Annotated in this window: 15 protein-coding genes and 1 pseudogene; 13 read left to right on the top strand and 3 right to left on the bottom strand. The window is 68.4% G+C overall.

The genetic code is table 11. The features are described 5' to 3' along the window. Window positions 1-13: 13 nt before the first annotated feature. The 3 genes and pseudogenes from J2X45_RS08050 to J2X45_RS08040 all read left to right on the top strand — a co-directional run bounded on the left by J2X45_RS08050 (window position 14) and on the right by J2X45_RS08040 (window position 3606). The gene (locus tag J2X45_RS08050; RefSeq protein WP_310213487.1) at window positions 14-1465 is read left to right on the top strand and encodes an MFS transporter; all 1452 of its coding nucleotides are present in this window, start codon (window positions 14-16) and stop codon (window positions 1463-1465) included. Next, window positions 1462-2854, top strand: a pseudogene (pabB, locus tag J2X45_RS08045) (aminodeoxychorismate synthase, component I). Before J2X45_RS08050 ends, pabB begins: the two are co-directional and overlap by 4 nt. Next, on the top strand, window positions 2851-3606 hold the full coding sequence (locus J2X45_RS08040; RefSeq protein ID WP_310213484.1) for an aminotransferase class IV: 756 nt from the start codon (window positions 2851-2853) through the stop codon (window positions 3604-3606). The pseudogene pabB and the gene J2X45_RS08040 overlap by 4 nt, the downstream one beginning before the upstream one ends. On the opposite strand, the gene J2X45_RS08035 is transcribed toward J2X45_RS08040, so the two are convergent. The 3 genes from J2X45_RS08035 to J2X45_RS08025 all read right to left on the bottom strand — a co-directional run bounded on the left by J2X45_RS08035 (window position 3603) and on the right by J2X45_RS08025 (window position 5208). Beyond that, the gene (locus tag J2X45_RS08035) at window positions 3603-4154 is read right to left on the bottom strand and encodes a pilus assembly protein (protein ID WP_310213481.1); all 552 of its coding nucleotides are present in this window, start codon (window positions 4152-4154) and stop codon (window positions 3603-3605) included. The genes J2X45_RS08040 and J2X45_RS08035 overlap by 4 nt on opposite strands. Next, window positions 4151-4702 (bottom strand): pilus assembly protein, encoded by a 552-nt coding sequence (locus J2X45_RS08030; protein ID WP_310213478.1) that lies wholly within the window; start codon window positions 4700-4702, stop codon window positions 4151-4153. The genes J2X45_RS08035 and J2X45_RS08030 overlap by 4 nt, the downstream gene beginning before the upstream one ends. Window positions 4703-4782: 80 nt before the next feature. Beyond that, window positions 4783-5208: a pilus assembly protein N-terminal domain-containing protein gene (locus tag J2X45_RS08025; RefSeq protein WP_310213476.1), complete on the bottom strand. Its 426-nt coding sequence runs from the start codon at window positions 5206-5208 to the stop codon at window positions 4783-4785. 317 nt (window positions 5209-5525) lie between these two features. Between J2X45_RS08025 and J2X45_RS08020 the strand changes: the two genes are divergently transcribed. The 10 genes from J2X45_RS08020 (at window position 5526) to J2X45_RS07975 (ending at window position 15176) form a co-directional block, all read left to right on the top strand. Then, window positions 5526-5705, top strand: a complete 180-nt coding sequence (locus J2X45_RS08020) for a Flp family type IVb pilin (protein ID WP_062095805.1) — start codon at window positions 5526-5528, stop codon at window positions 5703-5705. A 186-nt stretch (window positions 5706-5891) separates the two neighbouring features. Further along, on the top strand, window positions 5892-6071 hold the full coding sequence (locus tag J2X45_RS08015; RefSeq protein WP_310213473.1) for a Flp family type IVb pilin: 180 nt from the start codon (window positions 5892-5894) through the stop codon (window positions 6069-6071). A gap of 133 nt (window positions 6072-6204) precedes the next feature. Next, complete coding sequence (locus tag J2X45_RS08010; protein ID WP_310213471.1) at window positions 6205-6717, top strand: prepilin peptidase; 513 nt, start codon at window positions 6205-6207, stop codon at window positions 6715-6717. 189 nt (window positions 6718-6906) lie between these two features. Beyond that, the gene (gene cpaB, locus J2X45_RS08005; protein ID WP_310213469.1) at window positions 6907-7800 is read left to right on the top strand and encodes a Flp pilus assembly protein CpaB; all 894 of its coding nucleotides are present in this window, start codon (window positions 6907-6909) and stop codon (window positions 7798-7800) included. Further along, complete coding sequence (locus tag J2X45_RS08000) at window positions 7797-9452, top strand: type II and III secretion system protein family protein (RefSeq protein WP_310213466.1); 1656 nt, start codon at window positions 7797-7799, stop codon at window positions 9450-9452. Before cpaB ends, J2X45_RS08000 begins: the two co-directional genes overlap by 4 nt. Before the next feature lie 9 nt (window positions 9453-9461). After that, complete coding sequence (locus J2X45_RS07995) at window positions 9462-10139, top strand: CpaD family pilus assembly protein (RefSeq protein ID WP_310213462.1); 678 nt, start codon at window positions 9462-9464, stop codon at window positions 10137-10139. Then, a complete protein-coding gene (gene cpaE / locus J2X45_RS07990) occupies window positions 10139-11692 on the top strand; it encodes a pilus assembly protein CpaE (RefSeq protein ID WP_310213459.1) in 1554 nt (517 codons plus the stop codon). The genes J2X45_RS07995 and cpaE overlap by 1 nt, the downstream gene beginning before the upstream one ends. Then, window positions 11693-13198, top strand: coding sequence for a CpaF family protein (locus tag J2X45_RS07985; RefSeq protein ID WP_310213456.1), 1506 nt, complete (start codon window positions 11693-11695; stop codon window positions 13196-13198). It begins immediately after the preceding gene. A gap of 3 nt (window positions 13199-13201) precedes the next feature. Next, window positions 13202-14179 (top strand): type II secretion system F family protein, encoded by a 978-nt coding sequence (locus J2X45_RS07980; RefSeq protein ID WP_310213453.1) that lies wholly within the window; start codon window positions 13202-13204, stop codon window positions 14177-14179. Between the two features lie 13 nt (window positions 14180-14192). After that, on the top strand, window positions 14193-15176 hold the full coding sequence (locus J2X45_RS07975; protein ID WP_310213452.1) for a type II secretion system F family protein: 984 nt from the start codon (window positions 14193-14195) through the stop codon (window positions 15174-15176). The last annotated feature ends 41 nt before the right edge of the window (window positions 15177-15217 follow it).

Raw genomic sequence — 15217 nt, 5'->3', positions numbered from 1 at the left:
TGGGGGTTAGGGTATGAGCGAGTTGGCGGGAACGCCTCCGGGCCTGAGCGATGTCGCCGGCGCGGAGGGCAGGGAAGACGTTCTCACGCCACCGCCGACCGGCAAGCTGTCCAAGGGGGCGCTGAGCTGGATCCTGCACCAGGGCACGCGCGACCCCTATGTGATCCTGGTCACCATCTATGTGTTCGCGCCGTACTTCTCGCGGGTGCTGATCGGCGATCCGGTCAAGGGCCAGGCGACGGTCGCCGACATCTCCACCACCTATGGCCTGCTGACCGCGCTCTTGGCCCCGATCCTGGGGGCCTCGATCGAGCGCTACGGGCCGCGCAAGCCGCTGATGGCGCTGGGCCTGGCGATCATGGTCCCGCTGCTGATGGCCCTGTGGTGGGCGACGCCGGGCGGCTTGCCGGTGGGGCTGATCGGCCTGTTCCTGATCATCCTGGGCGTCATCTACAACTGCGGCGACGTGCTGCAGAATTCGCTCCTGTCGCGCGCCGCCGAGAAGGGCCAGGAGCCGGTGCTGTCGGGCCTGGGCTATGCGGTCGCCAACGGCCTGTCGGTGGCGCTGCTGATCTTCGTCATGTGGGCCTTCGTGCTGCCTGGCCAGGTGTCGTGGTCGTTCGTGCCGAGCGCGCCGCTGTTTGGCCTCAGCCAGACCGCTCACGAGCCCAGCCGCATCGTTGGGCCGCTGGCCGGCGCGGTCATGCTGCTCGGCGCCATCCCGTTCTTCCTGTGGACGCGCGACGCCCCGCGCACTGGCCTGCCGTTCGTCGCCGCCCTGAAGGAAGGTTTCAAGCTGATCCTCGACACCTTCGGCAATCTGAAAGGCCACGCCGACGTCGCCAAGTTCCTGGGCGCGCGGATGCTCTATTGCGACGGCATGACCGCGCTCCTGATCTTCGGTGGCCTGTTCGCGGCGGGCCTGATGAAGTGGGGCGAGCTGGAGATGCTGGCCTACGGCGTCTCGCTGTCGATCTTCGGCGTGCTGGGCGGGCTGCTCGCGCCTTGGCTGGACCGCGTGCTGGGCCCGCGCCGCGCCATCCAGCTGGAGGTCGGGGCCTGTATCCTGATCCTGGTGGCCATGCTGGGCATGACCCGCGAGCAGATTCTCTATTTCTGGCCTTGGGACGCCAGCCAGGGCGTGCTGTGGAATGGGCCGATGTTCCGCACCCTGCCCGAGGTGATCTATCTGGGCCTTGGCCTGCTGATCGCCGTCTTCGTCACCGCCCAGTACGCCTCGAGCCGCACCCTGCTGGTGCGCCTGGCGCCGCCCGACCGGATGGCCGCCTTCTTTGGCCTGTTCTCGCTGTCGGGCACGGCCACCATGTGGGTCGGCTCGCTGCTGGTGGCCCTGGCCACCAAGGTCTTCGAAAGCCAGGTAGCGGGCTTCATCCCGATCGCGGGTCTGTTGGCGCTGGGGCTGCTGGGCTTGTTCACCGTGAAGGGCGGCGGACGGGAAGCGTGAGGATCGTGTTGGTGGGACCCGCACTGGCCTCGACCCGTCGACCCCGCTATCACCCTGCCCATGCGGCATGTCGCTCTCCTCACCGCTCCCTGGCGCGAGCCGGTCTGGGCGTTGGCGCCCTTCCGGGACGAGCCTTTCGCCTGCGCGCTGGTCACCGGCGGGGCGGGGCGGTGGTCGTATCTGCTGCGCGCGCCCGACGCGACGCTGAGCCTGTCGGCCGCCGACAGCGCCGACCCCTTCGCCGCCTTGGCCGCCTTGGTCGGTTCCCGCCAGCCCACCCATCCTGAAGGTCCGCCGTTCCAGGGCGGCGTCGTGGGCCTAGGGGCCTATGAGCTGGGCGACCGGGTCGAGGCCCTGGGGCTGGCGCGCACCGATTGGCCCGACCTGACCCTCGCCCGCTACCCGGCCCTGCTGGCCTTCGACCATCACGCCCGTCAGGTGCTGGCGGTCGGTCGGGGTGAAAGCGAGGCGGAGGCCAAGGCGCGCGCCGCTGAGGCTTTGACTTGGCTGGAGGCTCCCGCGCCCGAGCGCGCGACTCCCGCCGGTCCCCTTTGCTCGGACCTGATCGCCAGCGACGCCGGCGCCTACGAGGCCGCCGTGGCGCAGGTGGTCGACCGAATCCTGAGCGGCGAGATCTTCCAGGCCAACATCGCCCGCGCCTGGACCGGGCGGCTGGCGGCCGGCGTCGATCCGTTCGACCTGTTTGTGCGCCTGCGCGCGCAGAGCCCCGCGCCGTTCTCGGCCTATTGGCGCCTGCCCGGCCGGGCCTTGGTGTCCAACTCGCCGGAGCGGTTCCTGAAGCTGGACTCGTCCGGCGCCATCCAGACCCAGCCGATCAAGGGCACGCGCCCGCGCGGCGGCGACGCCGCCGAGGACCGCGCCCTGGCCGCCGCGCTGCTGGCCAGCGACAAGGACCGGGCCGAGAACCTGATGATCGTGGACTTGATGCGCAACGACCTGGCGCGGGTGTCGCCGGCGGGCAGCGTCCGCGCGCCGGAGCTGTTCAAGGTCGAGAGCTTCGCCAACGTGCATCACCTGGTCTCGACGGTCACGGCGCGGCTGGCGCCGGGCAAGGGCGTCGCCGACCTGTTGCGGGCCAGTTTCCCGCCGGGCTCGATCACCGGTGCGCCCAAGGTGCAGGCCATGAAGGTGATCGCCGAGCTTGAGCCGCCGCGCGGACCCTATTGCGGCAGCCTGTTCTGGGCCGGGGTCGACGGGGCGTTCGACTCCAGCGTCCTGATCCGCACCGTCGGCCTCGTCGAAGGCGGCGAAGGCTGGCGGCTGGAGGCGCGGGCGGGGGCGGGGATCGTCGCCGACAGCGAGCCGCTCGGCGAGCGCCTGGAAACCGAGGCCAAGATCGCGGCCCTGCATAAGGCCCTGACCCAATGACCACGCCGGACGCTATCCCTCTGAACGACCGTGGCCTGCTGCTGGGCGATGGGCTGTTCGAGACGATGCTGGCCCGTGATGGGGTGATCGCGCATCTGTCCGCGCATCTTGATCGTATGGCCACCAGCTGCGCCGTCTTGGGTCTGCCGTTCGATCGTGACGCGGCGGAACGCGCGGCCCGGGCCGCCGCGCCGGCGCAAGACCGGTTCGCGATCCGCCTGACCCTGACCGCCGGCTCAGGCGGGCGGGGCCTGGATCGACCGGACGCGCCGGTTGTTCGCCTCTTCGCCACCGCCGCGCCGTCAAGCCCCGTGATCGGTCCCGCGACCCTGGTCGTGGCGAACACGCGTCGCAACGAAGGTTCGCCCGCCTCGCGCCTGAAGACTCTGTCCTATCTCGACAACGTCCTGGCCCGGGCCGAGGCCCGGGCAGCCGGCGCCGACGAGGCGGTGATGCTGAACAATCGTGGCGAGATCGCCTGCGCTGCGGCGGCGAACCTCTTCTGGCTGGCGGACGGGCGGCTGTTCACCCCGCGCCTGGACTGCGGCGTCCTGGCGGGGATCACCCGCGCGCGGTTGTTGGCGATCGAACCTGTGGAGGAGGTGGCGGTCGGGGTCGAGGCTCTTGATCGTGCCGAGGCCGTGGTCCTGACCAACAGCCTGATCGGCGTACGGCCGGTGTTGCGGCTCGGTGACCGCCTGCTGCCCGAGCATGCGCTGGCGGCGCGGCTGAACGCGATCCTCGAAATCTAGCTCGAGGCCGACCAGATCACCGTGTCCACCTTGCGGGGGCGCAGATAGAAGGTCCGCTGGAAGGTGATATCCCGGGGCATCACCAGCTTGATCGGCGAGGCGTAGGCGTAGCTGGCGCGGGCCATGATCACGCTCTGGCTGGCGGGCAGCACGCCCACAGGAACTGTCAGAACCGTGCCCTGGGCGGGGCAGGTGGACATGCCGCTGGCGGAGGCCCGCGACCAGGCGACGGTGTCCTTCCCGGTCGCGTCCGAGGTGATGCTGGCGACGCACATCTTCAGCGCGCTGGTGGGGAAGGGCGCCATGATGATCGAGCCAATCGTGAAGACATCGGTCATCTTGGTGGGGCCGGTCTGGCTGCTCTGGGCCACCAGGTCGCCGATCTGCGAGGCGATGTTCGAGAGCCGCCGCTGGGCCATCATCGCCTGGGTCACCTCGGCGAGGCCGCAGTACATGATGATCATCACGGGCGCGATCAGGGCGAACTCGACGGCGGAGACGCCGCGCTTGTCGCGCCAGAAGCCAGAGAGGGGGCGGCGACGGCTCATTGCTCGTACGGCTCGTTGGTGAACGAGGTAGCGGCGTAGATGATCCGGTTGCCGTTCGAGCTCTGCAGTCCGGTGTTCATCATCGGCGTGATCAGGGGCCAGGTGTAGTAGGCGCGGATCAGAACGATGGAGCCCGAGGCGCCGGGGTTCCAGTTCATCGTGGTCGGCACCGTGGTGTTCACAGCCGTGGTCTTGCCCGTCGAGTAGTCGGTGAAGGTGCTCACATCGACCTGCAGCGCGGTCGAACACTTGGAGCCCAGCCAGCTCATGCGGTCGCAGACAGCGGTTTTGAACGCCGTCGCGCCCGTGCCGGCGGTCTGGACCTGTCCGGTGCGGATGGTGCGGCCCGCGTCGATCACGGCGTTCTCGAGCGTGATGGAGACCAGGAAGACCAGGCCCAGCTCGATGATCGCGAACAGCAGCATCAGGAAGGGGATGGCCACGAGGGCGAACTCGACGGCCGTCGCGCCTTCGTCGGCGCGCGCGAAGCGGCCGGCCGAGCGGGCCAGCCGGAGACGTGCGCGGGCGAGAAGAGAGCGTGGGGCCATGCGGCGAGCAATCCTGCTTTCACCGGCAAGCTAGCGGAACGATCCTAACTACAGGTTAGGACGCGCGCGTATGTGAGGGCCTACGGCGTTCCCTGGCTCAGGCGCGTGCACTGGGAGGCGCACGCGTAGTTGCTGGCCGTGGCTCCGCGATAGACGGTGACGCCGCCGCCGCCGTTCTCGGAGACCACCACCTGGCGATCAGCGAGGGCGCGGCCGCCGGCGCCGAAGGCCAGCAGGCTGGTTACGCCGGGGCGCTTGCCCAGCACCACCAGGGTGCGATCGTTGACGACGCTGACATCGGCGATGCTGGGATCGCCGACCACGATGTCGCGAACGGGACCCGTGAGGCTCACATAGGACGCCTGGCCTGCGGAGACCGGCAGGTCGACCGACACGGCGGAGGGGGCGGTCGTCGCCGAAACCTTCTCGACCGGCAGGGCCTGAGCCCACGCAGAGGTCCCCGAAAGGGTCGCGAGGGCGGCGATGACGAGGGCGAGACGACGCATGAGGGTTTCCGATCCCGGATCCGAACGAGCCCCAAGATCATTTTTATTGGTCAACAAAAGACTAAAATTCCCGAACGTGCGGCCAAGCGTCGCTTGAGAAAGTCCTTGAATCAAAAGGGCTTGGCCGCGCTCGCGGCGTGCATGGTTAAGAACAAATAACGGTAAATACAAATAAACCAAAAGAAAATCGCCGGAAACTATTCGCTGTTTACTGGCCATTAAGTGCAGTCGGCGAAATTGATCGTGTTTTCGGGGGTGAGCAAGTCGAACGGCTTGAGAGCCTCAAATCAACTAGCTCTGGTTTAGGAGACCAAGTCATGACCAAGTTCGTCACTCGCTTCCTGAAGGATGAATCGGGCGCCACGGCCATCGAATACGGCCTGATCGTCGCCCTGATCGCCGTTGTCATCGTGACCGCCGTCACGACCCTCGGCACCAAGCTGAACCTCGCCTTCACGAAGGCCGGCACCGCGGTGTCGACGGCGGCTGGCACCTAAGCCACCCGCGTCACGCTCGAAAAGAAGAGGGTCGAGGCTCCTGCCTCGGCCCTTTTCTTTATTCCGGACCAGGCCTGATCCGCTCTGCGCGGTTGGTTTCCCGCGATTTAACCATCAAGCCACACCAAGACTTCATGGCTGGATCTTAAGCTCCAGACTGTCTGTTTCATCTCGGAGACTGCGTTCATGACGCGCCTGCTGAAAGCCTTTATTCAAGACGAGTCCGGCGCCACCGCCATCGAGTACGGGCTGATCGTCGCCCTGATCGCCGTGGTGATCGTGACCGCCGTTACGACGCTTGGCGACAAGTTGAACCTCGCCTTCACGAAGGCCGGCACCGCGGTCTCGACCGCTGCGGGCACCTAACGGCGCTCGACACGCCTCGAAAACACGGGCCGCGACGCCAGGCGTCGCGGCCTTTTTTACGTCCTGCGGGAAACCATTGCTTCACGGGTGCGACCCCAGAATGGGGGTGAACGCAACAAGGCCCACCGTCTCCATGCAGGCTCTCCAGATCCCGCTGCTACTGGTCTTTCCGGCCCTGGCCATTGTCGGGGCGCTGAAGGACCTGACGAGCTACACGATCCCCAACTGGATCTCGCTGGCCCTGATCGCCGCCTTTGTTCCCGCCGCTATGGTCAGCGGTGCGCCGCTCGCGCAGATCGGCCTGTGCCTGGCCGTGGGTCTCGGCGCGCTGGTGCTGGGCATGGGAATGTTCGCCGCCGGCTGGATCGGCGGCGGCGACGGCAAGCTGTTCGCCGTCTGCGCCCTGTGGCTGGGCTGGCCGGCGGCCTTGCCGTTCATGCTCTATACGGGCCTCGCAGGCGGAGCCTTGACGTTCGCCATCCTGGCGCTGCGCTCGGGCTGGCTGGCCCCGGCCGTGGCGGGCGGACCCGCCTGGCTGCGCAAATTGGGGACGACGGGCGGGGACCTGCCCTATGGCGTGGCCATCGCCGTCGGCGCCTTGGCGGCCTTCCCGCAAGGGGCTCTGGCCCAGGGAATCCTGGGTTGAGCCGCGCTCAAAGCTGACTCCTGGCGTGACAGCCTGTCGCGCGATCGATCGACTCCCCAAGCAAAACTTTTAGCGGGCGTTAACCATGTGCCGGCCACCATGGAGCGTGGCCAGAAAGGCTGACTGACGAATCGTGCGCGCTCGCCGGACCGGCGGCCGTGCGGCTCACCCTAGAGTTCCAGCCTGCTCATGAGCCCCGTTCGCCTATTGATCGTCCTGATCGCCGCGGTGTCCGCCATCGGCCTGGCCGTGGTGCTGCAGCGCGCCCTGGGCGGCGCGCCGGCCAAGCCGACCGGACTGGTCGAGGGCCCGGGCGCGCCCGCTGCGCAGGGCAAGCCCATGACCCAGGTCCTGGTCGCCAAGCGCGACCTGCCCGTCGGCACGCGCCTGGTCGCCACCGATGTGGGCTGGCAGGCCTGGCCCAGTGATTCGATCAACGCCGCCTTCATCACCAATGGCGCCGCGCCCGCCTCGCCAGACGGCAAGGTCGAGGCGGCCAAGGCGGCCGTCGCCGCCACCGCCGACCAGATGATCGGCGGCGATCCGGCCAAGGTGGTCGAGGGCGCGATCGTCCGCGACCCGATCCTGGTCGGCGAGCCCATCACCCCCCGCAAGATCGTGCGGGGCGGCGAGGGCGGCTACCTCTCCGTGGTCCTGACCCCCGGCAAGCGCGCCATGTCGGTGTCTGTGACGTCCGACACCGCCGTCGGCGGCTTCATTCTGCCCGGCGACCGTGTCGACGTGCTGTCGACCCGCGACGCGCCCGCCGCCGGCGAAGCAGGCGGCAAGGTGATGATCGCCGAAACCGTGCTGCAGAACATTCGCGTCCTGGCCCTCGACCAGGCCACGGCCGCCGAGAAGGACGCCAAGTCGATCGTGGCGGCCACCGCCACCCTCGAGGTCGGTCCCGTCGAGGCCGAGACCCTGGCCCGCGCCAAGGCCGGCGGCCCGATCACCCTGGCCCTGCGCGCCTATACCGACATGGGCGGTCCGTCGGGCGTGACCCGACCGGTCGCCGGCGACGACTCGACCGTCCGCATCAATCGCGGCGGCCAGACCACCAGCGTGGCGGTGCGCCCATGAGCCGCCCGGTGATCGCTTCTCTCGTGAAAGCTCCCATGTCCGCTTCGCGTCGTTTCTTGACGGTCTCCGCCGCCGGCCTGCTGGCCCTGGCGCCGGCCGCGCCGGTCTTCGCCGATGGCCCCATCGGCGGATCGCACACCTATCGGCCGCCCGCGCGTGTCACCCGCGCGCCCGTCGCGCCGCCCGCGCCGGTGATGATGCGCGCCGAGGATCAGGTTGCGCGCATCGTCATGACCGCCGACCAGACCGCCGCCACCCTGGAGCTGGCCAAGGGCAAGTCGGCCATCGTCGAGCTGCCCAGCGAGGTCCGAGACCTGCTGGTCACCAATCCGCAGATCGCCGACGCCGTGCTGCGCGACAAGCGCCGCATCTACATCGTCGGCCTGGCCGAAGGCACGACCGACGCGGCCTTCTTCGACGCGGCCGGCCGCCGGATCCTGTCGCTGAGCATCCGGGTCAGCCAGCCGGTCGACCAGCTGGCCGCCACGCTGGGCAAGATCATGCCCGAGGCCAAGATCACCGTCTCGCCGATCCGCGACAGCGTGGTGCTCAGCGGCGTGGTCCGCAGCGCTGCGGAAGCCGAGGGCGCCGGCCGGATCGCCGCCCAGTTCGTGGGGTCGGCGGACAAGGTGCTGAACATGATCAGCGTCGCGGGCAAGGACCAGGTGATGCTGCAGGTCCGCATCGTCGAGGTGCAGCGCAACGTCATCAAGCAGCTGGGCGTCGACCTGAACGCCGTCATCGGCCAGCTGGGCGAGACCCAGTACACCTTCGGCATGGCGCCCAGCTACGGCGTCAACGGCAGCCTGCTGGGCGGCGTGACGGGCGGCTACAAGGCCGACACCACAAAGCAGCCGCAGGTGATGCGGTACAACCCCATCACCGACGCCTACGACCTTCCGGCGGTGGATCGCGAGAGCGACATCGCCACGATCCAGAACACCGCCGGCAGCGCGGGCCTGAACTCGGCCAAGGGCATGATCCAGGCGTTCGAGCGCGTGGGTCTGGTGCGCACCCTGGCCGAGCCGAACCTGGCGGCGGTCTCGGGCGAGGCCGGTCACTTCCTGGTCGGCGGCGAGTTCCCTGTCCCGACGGGCAGCGACCAGAGCGGCAAGGTGACGATCGAGTTCAAGCCCTATGGCGTCGGGCTTGGCTACACGCCGGTGGTGCTGTCGGGCGGGCGTATCTCGCTGAAGCTGTCGACCGAGGTGTCGGAGCTGACCAGCCTGGGGGCCTTCACCCTGAGCGCGGGCACCAACACCGCCCTGACCGTTCCAGGCCTGTCGGTGCGGCGCGTCGAAAGCACGGTCGAGCTGCCCTCGGGCGGGTCGCTGATGCTGGCGGGCCTGCTGCAGCAGACCACCAAGGAGACGATCGACTCGCTGCCGGGCATGACCAGCATGCCGATCCTGGGCTCGCTGTTCCGGTCGCGTGACTTCCTGAACAACCAGACCGAACTGGTTGTCATCATCACCCCCTACATCATCGACCCCACCAAGCCTCAGAACCTGCAGACGCCGGCCGACGGGCTGCGCTTCGCTGGCGACATGAGCACGGTGCTGCTGGGACGGTTGAACAAGGTGGTCAAGGCGCCGGCCGGCGCCAATGCGGGGCGCGCCTACCAGGGCCCCGTTGGCTATGTGATCGAGTAGGACGCCGCCATGACGCTTCGCCTTCCCGTCAAGTCCGTCCTCTTCGGCGCCGCCCTGCTCGGCTTGGCCGCCTGCGCCTCGACGCCGCCCGACCAGGGCCCCAGCAAGCTGGCCGCCACCGAAACCCAGCAGTGGATGGACCGTATCAAGGTCGACGCCGCGCCGGACGACATCCTGCTGAAGCCGCACGCCTCGGGCCTGTCGGCCAACCAGTCGGCGGCTCTGGAAGCGCTGGTCTCCCGCTGGCTGGAGGCCGAGGCTCGCGAACTGGTCGTCACCGCGCCGCACACCGCCGGCGCCATGGCCATCCAGATCCGCGACCGCCTGGCCGCCCTGGGCGCCGGCTCGCGCGTGCGGATCGTCGGCGTTGATCCGGCCGCTGCGGAAGAGGGCGCGATCCGCGTCGGTTTTGTTCGCTATGAAGCCCAACCGATCAAGTGCGGTCAGCGCTGGGAGAACCTCGCGGCGACGCGCGACAACACGGTGCACGAGAACTTCGGCTGCGCCATGGCCGCCAACATCGCCGCCCAAGTCGCCAATCCCGAGGACCTGATCCGGCCGCGCGACATGACCCCGGCTGATGCGGGCCGCCGCGACACCGTCCTGGGCAAGTACCGCCGGGGCGAGGTGACCAGCTCGGCCAAGGACGAGCAGGCCAGCGGCGCCGTCTCGAAGGCGATCCAGTAATGCGGCCGACCGAAAACGATCCGTTCGATCTGGGCTTCGACGCCGCCGACGAGTTCACCACCGGCGCGAGCGATCCCTGGCGCTCGTCGGCCCCGTCGCTGACGCCGGCCGGCGGGTTCGAGGACCCGTTCGCCGACTTCCCGCCGGCCCGACCGCGCGAGGACGCCGCCCCGCCGACCCGATCGTCGCAAGCCGCTCCGCTGACCACGCGGCCCACGCCGCAGGCGCGCCCCGTCCAGCCCGCTGCGCCGGTGACGAGCGCCAGCGACGATGACGATCGCGATCTGGACGTGCCCTCCAGCACATCGTCCGGACCCGCGCCGACCTACAATGAGCCGATCGCCGACAGCGGCCTGGGTGACGCGGTGATCCCGCGCATCACCATCCACGCCTTCTGCGCCCGGCCCGAAACCGCGGCCCTGATCGAGAAGGCGGCCGCCGATCGTCGGATGTCGCGGGCCGCCACGATCGTGCGCGACGGCGGTCTGGAGGCGGCCGTCGACTACTACCAGAACCAGCCGACCCCCTCGCTGGTCATGGTCGAGACCCTGGATGGCGCCCAGCGCCTGCTGCACCTGCTCGACAGCCTGGCCCAGGTCTGCGACCCGGGCACCAAGGTCGTCGTCGTCGGCCAGACCAACGACATCGCCCTCTATCGCGAACTGATGCGCCGGGGCGTCAGCGAGTACCTGACCCAGCCGCTGGGTCCGCTGCAGGTGATCCGCGCCGTCGGGGCGCTGTACGCCGATCCGGCCGCGCCGTTCACCGGTCGCCAGATCGCCTTCGTGGGCGCCAAGGGCGGGGTAGGGGCCTCGACCCTGGCGCACAACTTCGCCTGGGCCATGGCCGAGAAGATGCAGACGGCGACCGTGCTGGTCGATCTGGATCTGGCCTTCGGCACCGCTGGCCTCGACTTCAACCAGGATCCGCTGCAGGGCGTGCTCGACGCGCTCAGTCAGCCCGACCGTCTGGACCCGGTGCTGATGGACCGGATGATGGTGCGCTGCGCCGACCGTCTGTCGCTGTTCGCCGCGCCCGCCTCGCTGGACGACGACTACGAGTTCGGCGCCGACGCCTTCGAGGAAGTCACCCAGAAGATCCGTGGCGCGGCTCCCTTCGTGGTCCTGGACCTGCCGCACGTCTGGAACGCCTGGAGCCGACGGGTGCTGATCGGTTCGGATGAGCTGGTCGTGGTGGCCACGCCCGATCTGGCCAGCTTGCGCAACGCCAAGAACATCATCGACCTGGTCAAGGGCTCGCGGCCCAACGATGCGCCGCCACGCCTCGTCCTCAACCAGGTGGGCGTGCCCGGTCGTCCGGAGATCCCGGTCAAGGATTTCGGCGAGGCGCTGGGCGTGCAGCCGTCGCTGGTGCTGCCGTTCGATCCCAAGCCCTACGGCCAGGCCGCCAATAACGGTCAGATGCTGGCCGAGGTGGCGCCCAAGTCCAAGGCCGCCGAGGGTCTGGAGCACCTGGCGCGCCTGATCAGCCGGCGTGAGCCGCCGCCGGCGCAGAAGACCTCGCTGTTCTCGGGCCTATTCAAGAAGAAGTAGATGTTCGGTAAGCGCGACCCGTCAGCCTCCGGCGATTCCAAGGCGCCGCCCCCCGCTCCGGCGGGCGGGGCGGCCATCGCCACGCGGCCGCAACGTGTCGAGCCGGTCGCCGCGCCGGAACCCAAGGCCCCTGCGCCGAAGGTCAGCGGCCCCGCGCCCAAGGCCACGGCCGGGCTGGAACAGCTGCGCGCCGCCCAGGGCCAGCCGCAGACCGCTCATATCGTTCGTGAGCAAAGCGACTACTACCACGCCACCAAGACCACGATCTTCAACGCGCTGCTGAACACGATCGACCTTAGCCAGCTGGCCCAGCTCGATGTGAAGCAGGCGGGCGAGGAGATCCGCGACATCGTCGCCGAGCTGGTGGCGATCAAGAACGTCTCGATGTCGGTGGCCGAACAGGAGCACCTGGTCCAGGACATCATCAACGACGTCCTCGGCTATGGCCCGCTGGAGCCGCTGCTCAGCCGCGACGACATCGCCGACATCATGGTCAACGGCGCGCACCGGGTGTTCATCGAAGTGGGCGGCAAGGTCCAGCTGACCAATGTCCGCTTCCGCGACAACCTGCAGCTGATGAATATCTGCCAGCGGATCGTCAGCCAGGTCGGCCGCCGGGTCGACGAAAGCTCGCCGATCTGCGACGCCCGCCTTCCCGACGGCAGCCGCGTCAACGTGATCGCGCCCCCCTTGGCGCTGGATGGTCCCACCCTGACCATCCGGAAGTTCAAGAAAGACAAGCTGACCATGAAGAACCTGGTGGAGTTCAACTCCATCAGCCCGGAAGGGGCGCGGGTTCTCGGGGTCATCGGCGCCTGCCGCTGCAACATCGTCATCTCGGGCGGCACCGGCTCGGGCAAGACGACGCTGCTCAACACCATGACCGCGTTCATCGACCCCACCGAGCGGGTCGTGACCTGCGAAGACGCGGCCGAACTGCAGCTGCAACAGCCGCACGTGGTGCGTCTGGAAACCCGTCCGCCCAATCTCGAGGGCAGCGGCGCGGTGACCATGCGCGATCTGGTCAAGAACTGTCTGCGGATGCGTCCCGAACGCATCATCGTCGGCGAAGTCCGCGGGCCAGAGGCGTTCGACCTCCTGCAGGCTATGAACACAGGCCACGACGGCTCGATGGGCACGCTGCACGCCAACAGCCCGCGCGAGGCGATCAGCCGGATCGAGAGCATGATCACCATGGGCGGCTATGGCCTGCCCTCCAAGACCATCAAGGAGATGATCGTCGGCTCGGTCGACGTGATCATCCAGGCCGCCCGCCTGCGCGACGGCAGCCGCCGCATCACCCACATCACCGAGGTCGTGGGCCTGGAAGGCGACGTGATCGTCACCCAGGACCTGTTCGTCTACGAGATTACCGGCGAGGACGAGAACGGCAAGGTCGTGGGCAAGCACCGCTCGACCGGTATCGCCCGTCCGCGCTTCTGGGACCGCGCCCGCTACTACGGCCTGGAGCGCGAGCTCGCCGAAGCGCTGGACGCGGCGGAGTAGGCGATGCTGTTCGTCCTGGCCGGCATTCTGGGCTTCATCACCATCGCGGGCCTGGGCTTTGCGTTCGCGGGCGGCGACAGCGCCTCGGCCAAGGCGGCCAAGCGCGCCCAGATCATCGCCAAGGGCGGCGAGCGCCAGGCCAATGTCCGGGCCAAGGCCGCCGCCAACACGCCCGACGCCCGCCGTCAGGCCATTCTCAAGGCGCTGAAAGACCAGGAGCGCAAGCAGAAGAAGGCCTCGCTCAGCATCGGCGCCCGCCTGCAGGCGGCGGGTCTGGGCGACAATGTCAGGATGTTCTGGATCGTCAGCGGGGTCCTGGGCCTGTTCGTGGCCATGATCATCCTGCTGCTGGGCCAGTCGCCGCTGGTGGCGCTGGGCGCGGGCTTCGCCGCCGGCGCCGGGCTGCCGCGCTGGGTGCTCGGGTTCCTCATCAAGGGCCGCACCCAGAAGTTCACCGAGGCCTTCGCCGACGCCGTCGACATCATCGTGCGCGGCATCAAGTCGGGCCTGCCGGTCCACGACTGCCTGAAGATCATCGGCAAGGAATGCCCTGAGCCCCTGGCTGGCGAGTTCCGCACCCTGACCGAGAACATCGCCATGGGCGTGCCGATGGATGCGGCCCTGGAGAAGATGTACGAGCGCATGCCCACCAACGAGCTGCGCTTCTTTTCGATCGTGCTGGCCATCCAGCAGAAGACGGGCGGCAACCTGGCCGAGGCCTTGAGCAACCTCTCCACCGTGCTGCGCGCGCGCAAGCTGATGAAGGAGAAGATCAAGGCGCTGTCGGCCGAAGCCGTGGCCTCGGCCTTCATCATCGGCTGCCTGCCGCCGGGCGTCGTCACCCTGATCAGCGTCACCTCGCCGGCCTACATGGCCCCGATGTTCACCGACCCGCGCGGCCACCTGATGCTGCTGGCCAGCGCCGTCTGGATGAGCATCGGCATCTTCGTGATGCGCAACATGATCAACTTCAAGTTCTGAGGGGGAGGGCCGGATGTCGCTTGTCGAAACTCTGACCAACCCCTCGAACATCCTGACGGCCTTCATCGCCGTGGTCGTGTTCGCCACCATCATCACCCTGGCCTCGCCGGTGATGCGCGACAACAACCTGGAAGGCCGGCTCAAGTCGGTGGCCAATCGCCGCGAGGAGCTGCGTCGGCGCTCCCGCCAGTCGATCGCCACACGCACCGGCGGGACGGCCGGTGGCAGCCTGCGCCACCAGGACGAGGGCCTCTACAAGAACGTGGTCGACCGCCTGCAGCTGTCGCGCCTGCTGGAGGATCCCAAGGTGGTGGAAAAGCTGGCCCAGGCCGGCTTTCGCGGTCCCAAGCCCGTCAGCACCTTCTACTTCTTCCGCTTCGCCATGCCGTTCGCCTTCGCGGCGGGCGCGGCCTTCTATCTGTATCTGATCAACGACTTTGGTCTGCTGCCGATCCAGAAGATGTGCGCCTGCGTGGCGTTCCTGGCCTTCGGCTACTACGCGCCCAACGTTTACATCACCAATGTCGCCCAGAAGCGTCGCGAGTCGATCGTGGCGGCCTTTCCCGACGCGCTGGACCTACTGCTGATCTGCGTCGAAAGCGGCATGTCGATCGAAGCCGCCATCCAGAAGGTCGGGGCCGAGGTCGGCTCGTCGTCGATGGAGCTGGCCGAGGAGCTCAGCCTGCTCACGGCCGAGCTGTCCTACCTGCCCGAGCGCCGCGTGGCCTATGAGAACCTCGCCCGCCGCACCAACCACCCCGGCATCAAGTCGGTGGCCACCGCGATGATCCAGGCCGAGCGCTACGGCACCCCGCTGGGCACCGCCTTGCGGGTCATGGCCAAGGAAAACCGCGAGCTGCGCCTGTCGGCGGCCGAAAAGAAGGCCGCGGCCCTGCCGGCCCAGCTGACCGTGCCGATGATCCTGTTCTTCCTGCCGGTGCTGTTCGTCATGATCCTGGGCCCGGCGATCATGAAGGTTCAGGACGCCTTCAAGTAGCGTCCCTGGCGCCGGTCTTGCGCTGTCTCAACCGTTCAGTG

The sequence above is a fragment of the Caulobacter sp. BE264 genome (genome assembly GCF_031457805.1).
In the GTDB taxonomy this organism is placed as follows: domain Bacteria; phylum Pseudomonadota; class Alphaproteobacteria; order Caulobacterales; family Caulobacteraceae; genus Caulobacter.
This window is presented reverse-complemented; position numbering and strand designations above follow the sequence as displayed.

Bases quoted from the DNA above. Each gene is read 5' to 3' on its own strand.
- J2X45_RS08050 (WP_310213487.1), top strand. From the start codon at position 14: ATGAGCGAGTTGGCGGGAACGCCTCCGGGCCTGAGCGATGTCGCCGGC.
- J2X45_RS08040 (WP_310213484.1), top strand. From the start codon at position 2,851: ATGACCACGCCGGACGCTATCCCTCTGAACGACCGTGGCCTGCTGCTG.
- J2X45_RS08035 (WP_310213481.1), bottom strand. From the start codon at position 4,154: ATGAGCCGTCGCCGCCCCCTCTCTGGCTTCTGGCGCGACAAGCGCGGC.
- J2X45_RS08030 (WP_310213478.1), bottom strand. From the start codon at position 4,702: ATGGCCCCACGCTCTCTTCTCGCCCGCGCACGTCTCCGGCTGGCCCGC.
- J2X45_RS08025 (WP_310213476.1), bottom strand. From the start codon at position 5,208: ATGCGTCGTCTCGCCCTCGTCATCGCCGCCCTCGCGACCCTTTCGGGG.
- J2X45_RS08020 (WP_062095805.1), top strand. From the start codon at position 5,526: ATGACCAAGTTCGTCACTCGCTTCCTGAAGGATGAATCGGGCGCCACG.
- J2X45_RS08015 (WP_310213473.1), top strand. From the start codon at position 5,892: ATGACGCGCCTGCTGAAAGCCTTTATTCAAGACGAGTCCGGCGCCACC.
- J2X45_RS08010 (WP_310213471.1), top strand. From the start codon at position 6,205: ATGCAGGCTCTCCAGATCCCGCTGCTACTGGTCTTTCCGGCCCTGGCC.
- cpaB (WP_310213469.1), top strand. From the start codon at position 6,907: ATGAGCCCCGTTCGCCTATTGATCGTCCTGATCGCCGCGGTGTCCGCC.
- J2X45_RS08000 (WP_310213466.1), top strand. From the start codon at position 7,797: ATGAGCCGCCCGGTGATCGCTTCTCTCGTGAAAGCTCCCATGTCCGCT.
- J2X45_RS07995 (WP_310213462.1), top strand. From the start codon at position 9,462: ATGACGCTTCGCCTTCCCGTCAAGTCCGTCCTCTTCGGCGCCGCCCTG.
- cpaE (WP_310213459.1), top strand. From the start codon at position 10,139: ATGCGGCCGACCGAAAACGATCCGTTCGATCTGGGCTTCGACGCCGCC.
- J2X45_RS07985 (WP_310213456.1), top strand. From the start codon at position 11,693: ATGTTCGGTAAGCGCGACCCGTCAGCCTCCGGCGATTCCAAGGCGCCG.
- J2X45_RS07980 (WP_310213453.1), top strand. From the start codon at position 13,202: ATGCTGTTCGTCCTGGCCGGCATTCTGGGCTTCATCACCATCGCGGGC.
- J2X45_RS07975 (WP_310213452.1), top strand. From the start codon at position 14,193: ATGTCGCTTGTCGAAACTCTGACCAACCCCTCGAACATCCTGACGGCC.